Raw genomic sequence first — 17,663 nt, forward strand, 5'->3', positions numbered from 1 at the left:
TGGGGCTCCGGGGACAAAAAAGGCACTATACCAAAAAACACTGAATATTTAACCAGTACTCAAAGGGGCAATTGCAACAGCTGCTCCAGTTGGCTGAAGCTGAAGGTCGGCAGACTGCGCCCCATGGGCCTGGGCGCTTGACCATAGGGAGGCGTCAGCCAGCCACTCTGACACCCAACCCGGTTTGCGCCCTGAATGTCCGCCCTGGGGTGATCGCCGATGTGCAGCAGAGCGGCAGGCTCGATATCCAGGCGCGCCAGGCTGGTTAGGAACAGCTCTTTGTCCGGTTTCATGCGGCCATCGGGGCCGGCATGGACGCTGAACTGAAACGGCGCATCCGGCCAGAAGCGCGCCAGGCTGGCGTTGCCATTGGTGATGGCCACCAGAGGGCGGCGCTGGGCCAGAGTCGCCAATGTCCGCTTAACCTCCGGCGCCAAGGCGATCTCGGAGCGCCACTCCAGGAAGTTGGCCATGGCCCCATCCGCCAGTTCCTCGGCTTCGCACTGCTGAGCCCCCAGGGCCTTGAGCCCCGTTTCCAGGGTGCGATGCCGCAACTTGGTGGTGTCATGCCTCAATTCTGGCGCCTCGATCAGCATCAGGCGCTTCTGTTCACGCCACCAAGCGCTATCTTCCGCCTTCGCATGGAAATGGTGTCCCAGCCAGGCCATCAGCCGGGATTCCGCCGCCAGCAGAACCGGCTTGTTGTTATACAGGGTGTCATCCAGATCAAAACTCAAGGCTTCGATGGGACAGAGGCGGCGATAAAACTTCATGAGACTCCAGCGGCTGAACGGACTCGAGGCACCAGAATACTCCGGCCCAGCCGGCGGCCCAACAGAAAAAAATGCGGAAACCGTGAAATGTCCAGGTCCCCTGCTCGGTCTTATAGGGTGACTGTCCTTTCAGTTTCATCATTTCATCCTTAGCCGGGGTGCCTTCGGGCCCCCGTTTTTTTTGACCCTGAGACAAAAGGTCAGTCACATCGTCCATACTGGGACATTATGTCCACGAAGCGCTGTCATTTTAGGTCATCCATTTCCTTTTGGGGCATTTGGTGTTGATCCAACTCTAAGAGCAAAGAGGGCGCGATTGAAAAACCGTGAACCCGGCTGAAAAAATAAGCCAATTCGGTCTCGCTTCTCTTGTCAGGAATCCACTCACTATGCGGTTACAACCCCTGTCCTGGGCCATCGCCCTTGGCCTGTGCTCCCCTCTCGCCACGGCTCAGTCTGATCAGTTCTTCAATGTCCAGGAGGTGATCGTTGTCTCCGGTGATGCCCCGGCTCCTCAGCAACTGGCCACCACCAGTTTCAGCATTGATCAGCAACAGTTACTGAATCAGGGGGTGATAACCCTGGATCAGGCCCTGGCGACCCTGCCTGGCGTCTACGTCCGCACCGGCGGCGAAGGGCGGCCCAGGGTGGATATGCGCGGCTTCAAGACCCGTCATGTGCTGCTGTTGGTCAATGGTGTACCGGCCAACTCCAGCTATGACGGCCAGTTTGATCCCAGCTTGATCCCGGCCGACCGCATCCAGGAGATCCAGGTTTCCATGGGCGCCGGCTCCCTGCTGTATGGCACCGGCGGCAACGCCGGGGTTATCAATGTGATCACCCGTACCGGTGGCGATCAGCAAGCCCTCTCCGCTCAGGCAGGTCTGGGCAATGATGACCGTTGGCAGGCGGGGGCCGCGGTGGCCACAGAGGGCAAACAGGGTGATCTGCTGCTCTCCTATTCGGGTCACGGTCAGGACGGCTTTCCACTGCCCGATGACTTTCAGCCTGCACCAGCAGAGGAGGGTGGCCTGAGAGACAACAGCGACAATCGCAGTAACAGCCTCTACGGCAGTGGCCACTGGCAGCTAAGCGATGATACCCGCCTCGGCCTGACCGCCGAATATGAAGAGGCCGAGTGGGGCAAGCCTGCCCGCATCGGTCGATTGGCGGACAGCAAGGTGAAGTATGAGCGGGTGGACGATCTGGAGAAGGGTGGAGTCCAGTTGACCTTCTCCCATCGCCTGGGTGTGATGGGCGGCCTTCGTGGCTTCGCTTACTACAACTGGCAGGATAAGCTGGAGAATCGCTTTAACGACGCCGACTATCAGGATCTGAAGCAGACCAGTGATTCCAAGGCGGTCAACCAGGGGGTCAACCTGCAGTGGCTGCTGCAGGGCGACCACCACTTGCTGACCACTGCGGCCATTCTGGAGAACCAGCAGTACCAAGGCACGGTCACCAAACTGGCCAGCTCCGCAAGCAGCAACAAGAGCGCGCCCGCCCTGGCTGGCGGGAATGGCTCAGGTGGCGGTACTGGTGGCGGTACCGGTGGCGGTACTGGTGGCGATACTGGCGGTGGCACTGGCGGCGGCACTGGCGGCGGCAGCGTTCAACCCAGCATCACCCAATTGGACGAAAGCCAGAACCTCACCAGCCTGGTGATGGAGTACCAGTGGCTGGCCGACGGCAACTACGGCGCCACCCTTTCCGCCGGCTGGCATCGCAGCGATCTGGAGGAGAAGAACCGCTACTCCGCCCTGGCCTCCGGTTACTACCTGATTGATCAGGACACCAGGCTGTTCGGTTCCGCCAATAGAAAAGTGCGCTTCCCCACCCTGCGTAACCTCTACGAAGGCAGCGGTGCCAACCCGGATCTGACCCCGGAGACCACGGTTCAGTTTGAGGTGGGCATCAGCCAGCAATTGACCGCCGCCACCAGTTGGCAGCTCTCCCTCTATCACACCGATGTGGACGACTACATCGAGAAAGATATGGAGGATGTGTATCGCAACTATGCCGAATACCGCTTCCGCGGTGCCGATCTGCTGCTGAGCAACCGCAGCCTGGATGACCTGGATATCGATCTCAGCTACAGCTACCTGGACGCGGAAAACCGCGGCGAAGACGACCAGAACCGAGAGCAGTTGCAGAACCGTCCGTCTCACATGGTCAAGGTCAGCTTGCTGGCGAGGCTGCCCTGGGCATTCAAGGCGCGTCTGGACGCCCAGCGGGTGATGGATCAGGTCTACTACGACACCAATGGCCCCGTGGACGTCGAGGACTACAGCCTGGTGGATCTCAGCCTGAGTCAGCCCCTTCCCTGGGATGGGCTCTCCTGGCAACTGACCGCCACCAACCTGCTGGACCAGGAGTATGAGCAGAGCGAAGATCTGCCGGCGGCGGGTCGTCAATGGATGATCAGCCTGAGGGGCAGCTTCTGACCCAGGCCCTTCTGACCCTGTCCGGGGTCACCCTGAAACGCATGGGGGTACCGCTCTGGCCCCCCCTGGATCTGTGCCTCGCCCCCGGTGAGGCACTGCTGATCCGGGGGGATACCGGCATCGGTAAGAGCAGCCTGCTGCAGTTGATGGCCGGGCTGCTGCCGGCGGATACCGGCCAGATCAGGATGGAAGGCAGAGCCGCCCTGGTGATGCAGGACCCTGACCTGCAGCTGGTGCGGGAGATGATCGGCCCGGAGGTGGCTCTGTGGCTGGAAACCCTGGGCATGGCACCTGATGCCATGGCGGCCAGGGTCCGTCAGGCACTGGACAAGGTCGGTCTTAACCTGCCCTTCACGCACCCTTGCCGAGCCCTCTCCCAGGGCCAGCAGTATCGGCTGCTGCTGGCCTGTCAGCTGGTGGCTCATCCGCAACTGTTGCTGCTGGACGAACCCTGGGGGCAACTGGATGAGCAGGGCTTTCGCTCTCTCAAGCCTCTGCTGCTGGACCTCAAACGACGGGGGGTGGCCCTGGTGATCTGCGACCACTGCCACGCTCCCTACGAGGATCTGTGTGACCGTACTCTGACCCTGGCCCGAGAGGGATTGAGCTCTGCTCCTGTAGCCCATTCCTCGATACCGCCCTGGCCCAGCCAGGCACCGGGGCAGTGGCGCCTGCGCCTCAAGGGCTCTCTGCCCCTGGCCGAGCGCCGGCTGTCGCTCTCCGACCTCTCTCTGGCACAGGGAGAAGCGGCGATCATCAGCGGGGCCAACGGCACAGGCAAAACCACCCTGGCTCGGGCCATTGTCGGCCTGGGCGGCGCCCGCCCCGACGCCATAGAGGTGCGCAGCAATTGCCGGCTGGCACTGGTGTGTCAGTCTCCCTCCCATCAACTCAGCGCCCGGACCGTGATTGACGAACTGGCTCTGGGCCTCAGCCTTCAGGGCCTGACCGAGGCGCAGGCGAATCTGCGCATCCAGTCCGAGTTGGAGCAACTGGGGCTGGATCATCTGTCCCAGCGCTCTCCCCAGACCCTCTCCTACGGCCAGCAGCACCTGGTGGCCATCGCCGCGCAACTCTGCCTGGAACCGGACTTGTTGATCCTGGATGACCCCTTCGCCGGCCTGGATGACGACAGCCGCCAACGTCTGTGGTTGGCGCTGCAGCGACGGGTCGCGGCCGGAGGGAGTGCGGTCATCACCAGTCATCACCCCCTTGAGACTGACGTTCACCAGTGGCAGATCCAGGAGAACCGGCTTGTTGCTCTCTGACCCCGTCGCCCAGACCCGCTTCAAGCTGGTGGTGACCCCCCTGGCCACCTCACTGGTGCTGCTGGGGCCGCCTGGGTTACTGCTCCCCATGACGTTACTGCTTCTCTGGGCCATAGTGCGATGCCCTGGCGGCAGTGGCGCCTTGTGGCAACTCAGATACCTCGCCCTGATTCAGGGGACGGTGATCGGTCTGCTCTATCTGCTCAGGTTTGGCCCCTCGGGGTTGACGGCCGCCGGCCTGATCTGGGGCCGAATGATGCTGATGCTGCTGCCCGGACTGTGGTTTTTCCTCAGCACCCAGTCTCATCAGGTCGTCCGCGGCTTGAGGGGTATCCTGGGCAGCCATCAGGCACTCATCCTCTCCACCACCCTGAGCCTGCTGCCCAGGCTGACCCGTGAGGCCAGAGAACTCTATCAACTGCAGCGACTGCGAGGACACCCCCTGGCCCCAAATCAGTTCTGGCACCCCAAGGCCTGGCAGGCGCTGATCAAGCTGGTGCTGCTGCCTCTGCTGATTCGCATGATTCGCCTCTCTCAGCAGCAGGCGACCGCCCTTCAGGCCCGGGGTTATCGCCCGGATGCCCCCCTGACCCACTTCCCGATGGAGACACACCATGACCAAACTGCCCCTGGCCGACGCCATACTTCTCGGTGCCCTGGCACTGCTGATGGTGGGCCTTAAGTCCCTGCTGCGTCTGAAGCTGGGGTTGGCCGGCCACTCCATGTTTCTGCTGGTGCTGACCCTGCTTCTGGCCCGGGGGCTGGTGCCGGTCAGGGGCAGTGTTCTCTACTGTGGCCTGATGGCCGGCCTGCTGGCCCTGGTGTTGGGCGTCGGCAAAGGGGGCCCCCTGGTGGTGCTGAAATTTGCCCTGCCCGCCCTGGCCATGGAAGCTGCGCTGCTGTTGCTTCCCAGGGCCCCCTGGTTTCGTATCCAGGCGCTGCTGGTGGCCCTTGCCGGTCTGACCGCCTGGTTGCTCAAGGGCGGCGTGGAACTCTATCTCGCCGGCGCCGATGCCTCGGTGATCGCCGCCCAGTTGGCCTGGAAGGGGCTGGGGGGCTGCTTGTTCAGCCTGCTTGGCGCCCTGGCGGTGCCCCCGCTGATGTCGCTGCTGGCGCACCATCAACTGCTCTCACCCAGGAGACACCCACAATGACCCTCTATCTTTGCATCGACGACACAGACCAGATCGGCACCAAGGGTACCGGCGAACTGGCAGAGGAACTGGCCACCCGCATCCAGCAACTGGGGCTGGGGGAGTGCAGCGCCGTCACCCGCCATCAACTCTATGTTCACGAGTCAATCCCCTACACCTCCCACAACAGCGCCATGTGCTTTTCCATCAGTCAGCCCGGCCCCCTGGCGGCCATTCGGGAGCTGGCCATCGATCATCTGAACCGGGAGTCGGCGGCCGGTTCCGACCCCGGCCTCTGCCTGTTTCAGGGGGAAGACGGTGCCTGCCGTCGGGCCCTGGTCGACTTTGGTTGCCGGGCCAAACGCGAGGTCCTCACCAAGGAACAGGCTTATGAGATGGCCGAACGCTGTGGCGCCCTGCTGTCCGAACATGGGGGAACCGGCGACGGCATCATCGGTGCCCTGGCTGGGCTCGGGCTCAGACTCGGCGGCAGCGACGGCCGCTTCAAGGGGCAGTTCGAGGCTCCGGGAGAGGGGGAGCGCTTTACCGTAGCCCAACTGCTCAGGGAGACCTCGCTGGATCAGGTGCTGTCTCTCAGCCACGAGCCTCTGTCCCCAACAGAGCAGGTGAATCTGGAGGGCAAGCTCAAGGCGGTACTGCTCAATCACCGCATGACCCTGCTGGTGTCCCGTGATGATCAGCGGTGGGTCAACGCCCAGAAGCGTCACCTACACAGTTACTGAGGAACCCACACTATGAAATTGGAGAAGAGCCGATTCAGGGCGCGGCAATGCCAGAGATTTCACCCGGACGATGAGGATGAGCAGGTGGATGACCAGCTTCGCTCCTGCGTCAATTGTGCCTACCGCCGCTGGCTGCCCAGCGGTTACCTGTGCCGTCACCCGGACACATCGACGAACCAAGTACCCGACCAAAACAGTAAGACATTATTCTCCTGAACTTTTTTATGGTTTTTTCCTGTCGAGGCGAACCAAGCTCAACTACCTTTTAGGAGCACCTCCCTATAAGGACAAAAAGGAGAGTAATGATGAGCAGTTGGAATCGCTTGGGACTCGCCCTGCTGGTGGGTTCTTCCTTGATGCTGGGCGCCTGTGATGGCGACGATGGCGCAGACGGTGCCCCAGGACCAGAAGGTCCTCCCGGTCCTCCCGGGGATCCTGGGCTACCCAGTGACGGCTTCACCCGGGGCGCTGAACTGGCTTCCGATGTCACCCTGACCCTGGAAAGCATCACCGTCACCGGCGCCGACCCCTTTGCCCTGGCCTTTTCCGCCTCCGGCAAGAACGAGCGTGGTGAATCCGTGCCCCTGGTGGGCCTGTCCCGCATCGCCCTCTATGTGATGAATCAGGCCGGCAACAGCAGCGACAGCGGCGCGCCGGTGCAGTGGATCAGCCATACCCAGGCCAACGAGTTTGGCAGCTCCATGTTCTGTACTCCAACCGGCACCGCAACCTCCAGGGGTAACGAGGTCAATGCCTGTACCCTTGTGGAAGATCCGGACAATCCGGGTCGCTACACCGGCAGCTGGAGCCACGATGGCAACGCCCCGGTGATCCTGGCCGATGGCGACGCCAACGCCCTGCATCGGGTGGTGATCCGCGCCTATGACCTGGTGGACAGCAACGGTGAAGGGGTCGAGGACAAGGTGATGTCCGAGCCCAAGGACTTCATTCCCGCCACCGGGGAAGACGCCATTTCGGTCAAGGACAGCGTCGCCAACGCCGCCTGCATCCAGTGTCATGGCGCCCTGGAGGGGTATCCGGAAGGGGACGAACGATTCGCCTATGTGTCACGCCACGGCAACTACCAGAAGGTGGAGCAGTGCGTCGCCTGCCATACCCCGGCTCTGGGTGGTGCCGACTTTGCCCCGATGATTCACGGCATCCATGCGGGCGCCCTGGAAGGGTTTGACACCGTCGGCTACCCGGCAGAGCTGTTCCAGTGTCAGCACTGTCACGGTGAGATGGACAGCTGGCAGGCCAATATCTGGGGACAGGCGTGCCAGGCCTGTCACACCAGTGAAGCGGCCGCCAACCACATCACCGCCGTCGGCACTGATCGGGGATGCGATACCTGTCATGGGGCCGACGCGCCTCCTGCCGGGCCGGGTCTGCCTGGCACAGTGGCGGACAGCCATATGCCGATGCGCCGTGCCATGATGGCGGCCACCCCGGGGATGGCGTTTGAGTTCACCTCTGCCACGGTCAGCGACAACGGCGTGGACGATGGCCTGAGCACCCTGACGGTCACCGCCAACCTCAGCTTCAATGGCGCCCCGGCCGCAGACGGCTTCGACTTTACCCCCTATATGACCAACACCGGCCGAGGCATTCTTCTGGGCAATGTGGCCAGCGACGGCGTGGTCACCCGCAACACCACCCTGGATATCCATGGTGACCGGGTGAGCCTGACCGGGGGCGTGCTGACGGTAGCCAGGGATCTGGCCGACACCTCTCTTGTCGGAACCGTCTATGTGACCGCCGAAGTGCAGTTCTGTGGGGAGGCAGGCATGGCCATGCCTTGTGAGGCGGACGGCACCGGCTACGCCAACCTGGCGCCTGTGGCCTACTTCAATCTGGATGGCGGCGATCCTACCCTGGCTCGCCACAGCCAGCCCGAACGGGTCACGGTCACCGAGGCCAACTGCAATACCTGCCACGAAAACCTGACCCATGTGAAAGGTACCCACGGCGCCACCGAGTTCACCCAGTGCATGCATTGCCACAACAGCACCTGGGCCGGCTCTTTCCACCCTGGGGTTAACCTGATCAACGACGATGGCAGCTTCAGCGCCGTGCCTGGACTGACTTATGCCAACCGGGATCTGGTGACCGTGGTACACCGTTACCACAGCGGCGCCTGGGACAACGAAGAGGCCCACGGTGTCTACCTCGATGGCGATGTGGAACTGCAAGGTTATCCCAGCGCCATCAACGACTGCGGTGCCTGCCATACACCCGGCCAGCCGCTGTTTGCCGCCGACGGTGGCCTGACCTCAGGCAAACGCGCCATCGCCATCGGCGCCGACCAGTACATCACACCGGTTGCAGCCAGTTGCCGCAGTTGCCATGCCCACGCGGATGAAGCCGCCATGGCTCACTTCGAGAGTATGGGAGCCACAGTGGACAGCAATCCGGACTCCAGCCCCAACCTGCCGGTAGAAAGCTGCGCCACCTGCCACGCAGAGGGCAAGACCGTTGGCATCGACATGGTCCACGGTCACTAACCTGGACCTCACCCCACAGGGCCCCGGTTGGGGCCCTGTTTCTTTGTCCCGCTGGCAAGGTTACACTGCCCTTCCAGCATCACGACAGAGTTCCCATGAGCAAGAAAGATCAACACACCCCCTCTCCCCAGGTGGTGGCGGAAGCAGAGAAGATCGCCCGGGCCACCCAGAAGCCGGGACAGACCAAAGAGCAGACCCGACTCATCGCCAAGGGGATCGAGAAGGGGATCGCCGAGTACAAGAAACGCGAGAAGGCCAAAGCCCGCGAGCGGGACAAGCTGAAGAAGAAGCAGGTCAGGGCCAAGGCCGACGCCGAACCACAAACGGTGGCGCAAACTGGGTCCGCTGACGCCAGCTCACCGAGCCTGCCCTGGATTCTGCTGGGGCTCAGCTGGGCCGGATTCCTCGCCTACCTGCTGATGGTCTGATTCTGTGGCGTTGAAATATCGTTGCAATTACGAAATATGGTGACACCTGCATCACCATATTTCGTCAATTCCTTTCATAATTCAAACAATCCCATCCCTAAACGGGTATTTTCTCTCTTGGCACGCCCCCTGCTCTCTATTTACCACAACAAAAAACACTCTATAGGTAAATATGATGATGCCCATGCGTTTGACCCAATCCGCCTTGGTGATCTCCGCTCTGTTCTCCTCCATGTTCGCGATGAATGCCGCGGCAGAAGATGGAATGAATATCGGTGGTTCCGTTCGCGTTAATTACGGCCTTCGTTTTTACGATGACCAGCAAAAAGACAAGGGCGGCGATTTTAATTTCGACGTTCTGACCCTGAAATTTGACGGCACTCACGGAAAGTGGGGCCTCTCCAGCGAATATCGCTTCGCCTCCGGCAAGCACTTCATCAAGTGGGGCTACGGCTACTACCAGATGAACGACGACCTGCAGTTCCAGCTGGGTGTGAACAAGACCCCCTTCGGTAACCCCGGTTTCATCTCCAACAGCTGGTGGTTCGGCCTGCCCTACTACCTGGGCTTCGAGGATGAATTCGATGTGGGCGCCAAGGCGATTCACCACAGCGGTAACCTGACCACAGAGTTTGGTTTCTACAAGAATGGCGAGTACAACTCCGGTGACAACAAGGCCTACGCTCCCGACATCTACAACGGCGTAGTCAACGGCACCGAGTACAACAACCAGGAAACCAACCAGCTGAACCTGCGCCAGGTGTACAAGCACAGCAGCGGCGAGCTGACCGTCAAAGCCGGTTACTCCCTGGAGTACGGCCAGATCTACAACACCAAGACCGAGAAGAACGGCGACCGCTACGCCGTGGCCCTGCACATGGACGCCAGCTACCAGGGCTGGAACCTGCAGCTTCAGGCGATGCAGTATGAGTTCGATGCCGAGAACCCAGAAGGCATGGACAACAACAAGATTGGTCTGGGTGGCGCTGGCTGGCAGTACGAAGTGGCGTCCAAGGCCCAGATCTACTCCTTCAACATCGCCAAGACCATCCCCACCAGCTTCGGCAGCATCAAGTTCTACAACGACTTCGGCATGCTGACCCCGGATACCGACGACGCCAGCTTCGACGACAGCTTCCAGAACGTCACCGGTGCCGCCATCTCCGCCGGTCCTGTCTACATCATGGCCGACTTCATCCAAGGTAAGAACATGACCTTCTCCACCAAGATGGATGACCACGTAGGCCTGCCTCAGGCCGGCGATGGCTGGGACCAGCGTATCAACATCAACTTCGGTTACTACTTCTAACCCGTTCTCCCCTGTTCAATTTTTCCTGACCCTTTTGCCACCGCGTCGCGCGGTGGCTTTTTTATGGAATCCACAAACGGGTCGCATAAAAAAGCCGGGCAACTGCCCGGCTTTTTCCGTTTCTGATTCTCTACATCAATCCCAGCTTCTTCATCCTGCTGCGCAGGGTATTGGGGTGGACCTCCAGCCGCTCGGCGGCGCCCCCCGGCCCGTGAATCTTACCCCCGGTCAGGCGCAGGGCATGCTCGATGTACTTGGCGGTCATGGTGTCCAGCGGCACCAGGTGATCCCCGGCGCGGCTGGGATCGATCACCACGGTCTCGCCACCAGAGGCGATGGGCACCTGGTCATGCTTGCCCGGCGCCAGAAAATCGAACTGCAGTGGCCCGCCCCTGGACTGGATCATCGCCCGCTCCACCGCATTCACCAGCTCTCGCACATTGCCCGGCCAGTCGTAGTTCTGCAGCCGCGACAACTGCTCGGGCGCAATGCTGGGGAGCCGCTCCAGCTTGAAGCGCACCCGAAACTGCTCCAGCAGATGATGCACCAACAGCGGCACATCACCCCGGCGCTGACGCAAGGCAGGGATGGCGATGGGGAACACATTGAGTCGGTACCAGAGATCTTCCCGGAAGCCACCGGCCCTGACCATCTGTTGCAGATCCCTGTGGGTAGCGGCCACCACCCGGATATCCAGCTCCACCGGCTCCACCCCGCCAACCCGGACTATGGTGCGACTCTGCAGCACCCTCAGCAGGCGAACCTGGGCAGACAGGGGCAGTTCACCCAGCTCATCCAGGAAGATGGTGCCGCCATTGGCCTGCTCGAAGTAACCCTGCTTGCGCTTCTCGGCGCCAGTAAAGGCGCCCTTCTCATAACCAAAGAGTTCGGAATCGATCAGGCTGTCGGGGATGGCACCACAGTTGACCTTCACAAAGGGGCGTCCCGCCCGGGCCGAGCGTACGTGGATGGCGTTGGCAATCACCTCTTTGCCACTGCCGGTCTCCCCCTGAATCAGCACGGTGCTGTCCAGCGGCGCAATCGCCTCCACCTGCTCCATCACCTGTTTGAGTCCGGCGTGGGCGCCGATCACCTCATCCCGGCTGTCCATGGTGCGGCGCAGGCTGCGATTCTCCGCCTCCAGCTGCGCCTTCTCCGCCAGCAGGTTACGTCCCTGCAGGTTGAAGGCGGTGACCATGGCAAAGGGCTGATGCAGCGACTGCAGCAGATCCCCATGTCGAGGTCGGAAGCTGTGCTCCTCCCTGGAGTAGAGACCCACCACCCCGAGGTGAAAATCGTCGCAGCGCATCCGCAGCAACATCACCGATTTGGCATCCGGAATCAGCTGAGACAACACATGATGGGTCACGCTGTCCTGCTCGATGGCGTTGAGGATGCGGATGGGCGGACGCTCCCGATTCGTCAGTCCCTCACACATCTCGGGTGTCAGGGCGATGCGCCGATCCAGCAATTGTCCGCCGCCGGCATTGGCGTGAGCCAGCATCTGAATCTCCTGGCTCTCCGCCACAAAGATGTTGATGTAGATGCCATCCACCGGGATGTGGTCCGCCAGGTACTCCAGGCAGGATTGGAGGGAGCACTCCAGCTGAAGGCTGCCAGACAGCCGCTGGGTCACCTCATAGAAAAAGCGCAGTTCGGAAGACATGGAAACGCTCAGGCAGTTACGAAGTCTCGTAATGGTAAGTCACAGCCTCAGGGCAAACCGGGGGTCAGGTCATGTATTTATATTTAGCTATATAGGGAATTTTAAAAAATGAAGCCCCGCTATCATTTTTATAATCTCTTAATTAAGCATCGGCTTAATTTCCATTTTATACACCGCTATTTTTTGCATTTATTATCTTATTAACCCAGTTTAAAATACGCTTTAGATCACAATTTCTTTTTTCTGGGCCTGAGCCCACAAAGTACGATTTTTTTGATATTGTTCACATCCTTAGACCGAGACAGCTTATTCCTTTAGTGTGACGATGCCACACTCTCAACCCAAAGAAGCCCTTGGTTAGATTTCGTAGATAACCACGATATCCAGTAAATGAATGTACGATATATCGTAGCTTGGAGCCGCCGATCATAGTTCTGCGGCCAAACCCCCCCTTTGGCACGGCTGGCACACTAGCTGCAACCACAGGGCAAGAGACGAGGGAAACCCCCTGTCCTTCGCAGACTAACAATAGATAAGCTGGAGATAGTGAAGTGAAAGCTGTAACGAGTAAAGTCGCACTTGCCCTTGCCCTTAGCCTGAGCGCCGGCAGCGCCCTGGCCAAGGATACCATCGCCCTGAACGGTTTCGACATGACCCTTGATCAGGCGTGGGCCATCGCCAAAGGCGACGCCAACGTGGACATCGCCAAGAAAGCCCACAAGCGTCTGGACAAAGCCTTCGACACCCTGATGACCGCCGCACGCCTGGGCAAGCCCGTTTACGGTCTGACCGTAGGTGTGGGCCTGAACAAGGACCACAAGCTGTTTGACGCTTCCGGCGAAATGACCGAAGAAGCTCTGAAGGCATCTCGTGAATTCCAGTACAACGCCCTGCGCGCCCACTCCGCCGCCCTAGGTGAGCCCATGCCGGCCGAGCTGGTTCGCCTGGGCATGGTGGTCCGCCTGAACACCCTGCTGCACGGTCAGACCGGCGTACAACCTGTGGTTGCCGATCTCTATGAAGCCTACCTGGATAACGACATCGTTCCCGTGGTTCCCTCCAAGGGCACCGTTGGCGAAGCGGACATCCTGATGGCCTCTCACGTAGGCCTGGCGATGCTGGGTGAGTGGGACGTGTACTACAAGGGCGAGCGCATGAGCTCCTCCAAGGCGATGAAGAAGGCGGGCATCGAGCCTCTGTCCCCCATCGGTAAGGACGCCCTTTCCATCCTGTCCAACAACTCATTCGCAACCGCCTACGCCATGCAGGCCCTGAAGGACTCCGAGCAGGTTCTGGACGTGGCACCCACCCTGTTTGGTCTGTCTCTGGAAGGTCTGAACGGTAACGTTGCCCCCTTCCTGCCTCAGACCAACGACGTGCGTCCTTTCCCCTATGTTCAGGCCACTGCCGACACCATCCTGAACACGCTGGACGGTTCCTACCTGTGGGAGCTGAACAAGGATCGCCCTCTGCAGGATCCGCTCTCCTTCCGTACCTCCGGCTACACCTTTGCCATGGCGGAAAAGGCGGCAGACGAGCTGGAGAAGATGCTGAGCATTCACATCAACGCCTCCGACGATAACCCTGCCGTGGTTCTGAACCCAGGCAAGGAGTACGTCAACAAGCCTCAGGTGGCCAAGTACCTGATCGACGGCAAGGGCGGTGTGTTCCCCACCACCAACTTCAACCCTCTGCCCGTCGCCATGGCGGTACAGCAGCTAAGTGTGGCCATGACCCAGGTGTCTCACAACTCGGTGATGCGCACCACCCGACTGTCTGACGACCACTTCACCCACCTGCCCCGCTTCCTGACTGCGCCAGGTAACATGGGTCACGCCTTCGGTGCGGTCCAGAAGGCATACGTGGATCTGCACGTACGCAACAAACAACTGGCTCAGCCTGTCAGCTTCGAAGGTGTGGCCATCGCCGGTAACATCGAAGACACCTTCACCAACCTGAAGCTGGCGTCCGACAATCTGATTCAGATTGCCGACAACATGAGCTACATCTTCGGCCTTGAGCTGTTCCACTCTGCCCAGGCCATTGACCTGCGTAAGATGGGTAACCCCAAGCTGAAGCTGGGTAAAGACACCGGCAAGATGTACAAGGAGTACCGCAAGCTGGTTAAGTTCGTGGATAAGGATCGCCCTTACACTCCTGACTTCCAGGCCTCGTCCGAGTTTGTGAAAGCCTACTAAGGGTTGTCTCACCCTTGAAAAGCCGGCCCCAGGGCCGGCTTTTGCGCACCCCGCATTTACCAAATGTCGTAATCTGCAGACCGCCATCGCAAACGACCGCCCGCAATAGAAAAGAAACCTTCCCGTTTTGCCCATGCCTTACGAAAATCACTCCAATAACTCGTAACGAATCACCATATTTCGTAACTGGTCAAGCCGACATTTCGTGCTTTTGTGGGGCGGCTCATGAATCCGGGCCTTTTCCCCGCTCCAGGCCAGGGTGGCACGGCCGCTGCAGTGTTCAGGCATCACTATGCCAAGGTGCACTGGAGAATTAACTATGAGTCACCAACACAACACCAACCCCTCCCGCCGGGCGCTGCTGAAGCAGGGTGCCGCCCTGGCCGCCGGCGTGGGCGGTATGATGATTGCCGGCCCCAGCGCCGCCGCCACCCCCTCCCCCAGCCCCAAGTTCGACGAGATCTTCGACATCATCGTGGTCGGTTCCGGCTTTGCCGGCATGTCTGCCGCCGTCCAGGCCGCCGAAGAGGGTGCCAAGGTGCTGGTCATCGATAAGATGCCGGTGTTTGGCGGCAACTCCACCATCAACGGTGGTGCCATGGCCGTCGCTGGCTCCGGCCTCCAGGCCAAATCCGGCATCGAAGACAGCGTGGAGCTGATGGTGTCCGACATGCTCAAGTCCGGTCGCGGCATGAACGATGCCGAGATGCTGAAACTGGTGTGCGACGGTACCGCCGAATCCGCCCGCTGGCTGGAGAGCTACGGCACCGTGTGGAAACCCTTCGTCCAGCACTTCGGTGGTCACTCCGTCCCGCGGGTGCTGCAGACCAGGGAGAGCTCCGGTGCCGGCATCATTCGTCCCCTTATCGCCGCGGCGAAGAAGGCGGGCGTGACCATGTACAAGCAGAGCAAGCTGATCGCCTTCGTCCAGGATGAGCAGCACCGGGTGATCGGGGTGAAGGTCAAGAGCGGTTACTTTTTCCCCAAGGAGCGCACCGGCAATGACAAACTGCTGGGCGCCCGCCAAGGGGTGATCATGGCCACCGGTGGTTTCGGCCGGGACATCCCCTTCCGCCAGATGCAGCAGCCCAGGCTCACCTCGGAGCTGGACTCCACCAACCACCCTGGTGCCAACGCCGACGCCCTCAAGCAGATGATGCTGATCGGTGCCAACCCCATCCACCTGGACCAGATCCAGCTGGGCCCCTGGTCTTCACCCGATGAGAAGGGCTTCGGTACCGCTTCCCAGTTCAATACCGCCGCCACCTACCAGAACGGTATTGTGGTGGACGTTCGCACCGGCGAGCGCTTTTTCAATGAACTGGCCGACCGTAAGGCCCGGGCGGAAGCGATCATGACCCGCCGTGACCAGCAGGGTCAGCCGGTCTACCCCGTCGGTTTTACCAATGAGAAGGGCGCGGCCAAGGCTCAGACCCTGGAGTGGGGCCTGAAATACGATGTGATCAAGAAGGCGGATACCCTGGATGAACTGGCTGGCCTCTACGGCATCCCGGCGGAGAAACTGAAAGCCCAGGTGGCTCAGTGGAACCAGTATGTGCGCGACGGCGAGGACAAGCAGTTTGGCCGTCCCTTGATGAAGGCGTTCGAGCTGACCGAAGGTCCCTGGTACGCGGTGCGCATGTGGCCCAAGGTGCACTACTGCATGGGCGGCGTCCGGGTAAACACCCACTCTCAGGTGCTGCACCTGATCTCTGACAAGCCGATTCCTGGCCTGTTCGCCGCCGGTGAAGCCACCGGTGGCATCCACGGTGCCTCCCGACTGGGTGCCTGCGCCGTTGCCGAAGGGGTGGTCACCGGCCGTAATGCCGCCCGCAGCGCCGTCAAGGCAGACGCCGTTTCCCTGAAGCTGGCCTGAGGAGCATCCAATCCATGAAAACAGCAACCATGATCAAAGCCATCCCCTCCCTGGCCGCCCTGTTGATGGCCGCCACCGTCGGCCTGTCACTGCCCGCCATGGCCGCCAAGATGCCGCTGAAGTCCTATCACAAGGAGATCTTCAGCGACGACAAAGGCAACGTGGAGTGCAGCAGTTGCCACGGTGACAGCAAGCCCTACACCATCCCGGATGAGGACGCCTGCCTCACCTGCCACGGCAGCAAAGAAGACCTTGCCGAGGAGACCGAACGCCCGGGTCACGGCGCCGCCTACGAACCCAATCCCCATGACAGCCTGCACTATGGTCAGGATCTGAGCTGTGTCTACTGCCACGCCCAGCACAAGAAGACCGAGGTGTACTGTAACAACTGCCACGAGTTCAAATACCCCGAGCTCAAGCGCAAGTAACCCCGGGGCAGGATGCCCCCTCAGGTTTCATCATCATCTCACCGCCAATGCCCACCTGTGTGGGCATTTTTTATCAGTTGAGGGAATTTTGGCCGATTCCGGCAACCGGGCGCTCCATAACCAGCAGATCCGGCCACTAAAGGCAAGGGAGAGGGGCGAAATACCGTGATCAGTGCCCCGGGCACTGCTAGAATCGGACTCTGTTCAACCCCTTATGCAGTAAAGTCTTATGAGCTTAGATCTATTAGATAAATTGGAGTCTCGCGTCCAGAGTGCGCTTGAGACCATTGAACTTCAGCAGATGGAGCTGGAGGAGGAGCGCGCCCGTGCCCAGGAGATGGCAGAGAAGGCAGCAGAGTTGGAAGCACGCAACCGCGAACTGGAGCAGCAGTTGCAAACCTGGAACAGCAAGGCAGAAGGCCTGTTGAATCGCCTGTCCCAGGCCGATGACAGCAATCAGCCCGCTCCGGGACTGAGCGAGCTGGCTTAGAACATCGCGCCCTAAGCCCCTATCCGGCTGCTGCGGGTTCTGGCTGCAGCAGTCCGTTCAATTCGTTGATCACATCTCTCACCTTAGGCAGCGAGTGTCTGGGCATGATGAACCGCCCCGCTTTAAACTCCAGCCGACCTATGTGCTTCACCAGCACCACTCCATCCCTGAACACCCTGGCATGCTTAGCGATCATCCTTGGTGCGTAGATTGGGAAAATTCTCACCGTCAAATTCCTTGTTATATTCTGACTGACGCAAACTATCAGACCGCGGCAATTGTATTTGGTTTTATACGCAATACAACGTACTGCGATCAGATTAGCCCAAAGGGATCCGTAGCGATAATTTGACGGTTACGCATTTGGCAAGATGTTGCAACTTTGTTACCTTGCTTGACGCAG

At 60.3% G+C, this 17,663-nt stretch carries 16 protein-coding genes; 13 read left to right on the top strand and 3 right to left on the bottom strand.

Translation table 11 applies throughout. The features are described from left to right. Window positions 1–59: 59 nt before the first annotated feature. Window positions 60–773, bottom strand: coding sequence for an HAD-IA family hydrolase (locus tag G505_RS0100915; protein ID WP_028107878.1), 714 nt, complete (start codon window positions 771–773; stop codon window positions 60–62). Between the two features lie 389 nt (window positions 774–1,162). Between G505_RS0100915 and G505_RS0100920 the strand changes: the two genes are divergently transcribed. From G505_RS0100920 to G505_RS0100960, 9 genes are all read left to right on the top strand, one after another. Beyond that, on the top strand, window positions 1,163–3,217 hold the full coding sequence (locus G505_RS0100920; RefSeq protein WP_028107879.1) for a TonB-dependent receptor: 2,055 nt from the start codon (window positions 1,163–1,165) through the stop codon (window positions 3,215–3,217). Then, window positions 3,187–4,485, top strand: coding sequence for an ATP-binding cassette domain-containing protein (locus G505_RS20175; protein ID WP_051215773.1), 1,299 nt, complete (start codon window positions 3,187–3,189; stop codon window positions 4,483–4,485). Before G505_RS0100920 ends, G505_RS20175 begins: the two co-directional genes overlap by 31 nt. Continuing rightward, window positions 4,472–5,167: a CbiQ family ECF transporter T component gene (locus G505_RS22215; protein WP_051215774.1), complete on the top strand. Its 696-nt coding sequence runs from the start codon at window positions 4,472–4,474 to the stop codon at window positions 5,165–5,167. The genes G505_RS20175 and G505_RS22215 overlap by 14 nt, the downstream gene beginning before the upstream one ends. Then, window positions 5,100–5,639, top strand: coding sequence for a hypothetical protein (locus G505_RS0100935; protein WP_028107880.1), 540 nt, complete (start codon window positions 5,100–5,102; stop codon window positions 5,637–5,639). The genes G505_RS22215 and G505_RS0100935 overlap by 68 nt, the downstream gene beginning before the upstream one ends. Then, a complete protein-coding gene (locus G505_RS20185) occupies window positions 5,636–6,361 on the top strand; it encodes a DNA-binding protein (protein ID WP_035384943.1) in 726 nt (241 codons plus the stop codon). Before G505_RS0100935 ends, G505_RS20185 begins: the two co-directional genes overlap by 4 nt. A 12-nt stretch (window positions 6,362–6,373) precedes the next feature. Next, window positions 6,374–6,577 carry a hypothetical protein gene (locus G505_RS22935; protein ID WP_157508941.1) on the top strand — a complete coding sequence of 68 codons (204 nt, stop codon included), beginning with the start codon at window positions 6,374–6,376 and terminating at the stop codon, window positions 6,575–6,577. An 89-nt stretch (window positions 6,578–6,666) separates the two neighbouring features. After that, entirely contained in the window at window positions 6,667–8,865 is a 2,199-nt protein-coding gene (locus tag G505_RS0100950; RefSeq protein WP_051215775.1) for an OmcA/MtrC family decaheme c-type cytochrome, read from the top strand. A gap of 95 nt (window positions 8,866–8,960) precedes the next feature. Further along, window positions 8,961–9,293, top strand: coding sequence for a DUF2956 domain-containing protein (locus G505_RS0100955; protein ID WP_028107882.1), 333 nt, complete (start codon window positions 8,961–8,963; stop codon window positions 9,291–9,293). Window positions 9,294–9,468: 175 nt separating this feature from the next. Beyond that, window positions 9,469–10,602 carry a hypothetical protein gene (locus tag G505_RS0100960; protein WP_425402162.1) on the top strand — a complete coding sequence of 378 codons (1,134 nt, stop codon included), beginning with the start codon at window positions 9,469–9,471 and terminating at the stop codon, window positions 10,600–10,602. A gap of 130 nt (window positions 10,603–10,732) precedes the next feature. On the opposite strand, the gene G505_RS0100965 is transcribed toward G505_RS0100960, so the two are convergent. Then, a complete protein-coding gene (locus tag G505_RS0100965) occupies window positions 10,733–12,268 on the bottom strand; it encodes a sigma-54 interaction domain-containing protein (protein ID WP_028107884.1) in 1,536 nt (511 codons plus the stop codon). 551 nt (window positions 12,269–12,819) lie between these two features. Between G505_RS0100965 and G505_RS0100970 the strand changes: the two genes are divergently transcribed. The 4 genes from G505_RS0100970 to G505_RS0100985 all read left to right on the top strand — a co-directional run bounded on the left by G505_RS0100970 (window position 12,820) and on the right by G505_RS0100985 (window position 17,260). Next, a complete protein-coding gene (locus G505_RS0100970; RefSeq protein WP_028107885.1) occupies window positions 12,820–14,466 on the top strand; it encodes an HAL/PAL/TAL family ammonia-lyase in 1,647 nt (548 codons plus the stop codon). Window positions 14,467–14,785: 319 nt separating this feature from the next. Beyond that, entirely contained in the window at window positions 14,786–16,342 is a 1,557-nt protein-coding gene (locus G505_RS0100975) for a flavocytochrome c (protein ID WP_028107886.1), read from the top strand. Window positions 16,343–16,356: 14 nt separating this feature from the next. Further along, window positions 16,357–16,770 (top strand): cytochrome c3 family protein, encoded by a 414-nt coding sequence (locus tag G505_RS0100980; RefSeq protein ID WP_245568312.1) that lies wholly within the window; start codon window positions 16,357–16,359, stop codon window positions 16,768–16,770. A gap of 229 nt (window positions 16,771–16,999) precedes the next feature. After that, window positions 17,000–17,260, top strand: a complete 261-nt coding sequence (locus tag G505_RS0100985) for a cell division protein ZapB (RefSeq protein ID WP_028107888.1) — start codon at window positions 17,000–17,002, stop codon at window positions 17,258–17,260. A 19-nt stretch (window positions 17,261–17,279) separates the two neighbouring features. Here G505_RS0100985 and G505_RS0100990 read toward each other — a convergent pair whose 3' ends face one another. Further along, entirely contained in the window at window positions 17,280–17,486 is a 207-nt protein-coding gene (locus G505_RS0100990) for a DUF1107 family protein (RefSeq protein ID WP_028107889.1), read from the bottom strand. Window positions 17,487–17,663 lie beyond the last annotated feature (177 nt).

Origin of the sequence: Ferrimonas futtsuensis DSM 18154 (genome assembly GCF_000422645.1) — a bacterium.
GTDB classification, from domain to species: Bacteria; Pseudomonadota; Gammaproteobacteria; order Enterobacterales; family Shewanellaceae; genus Ferrimonas; species Ferrimonas futtsuensis.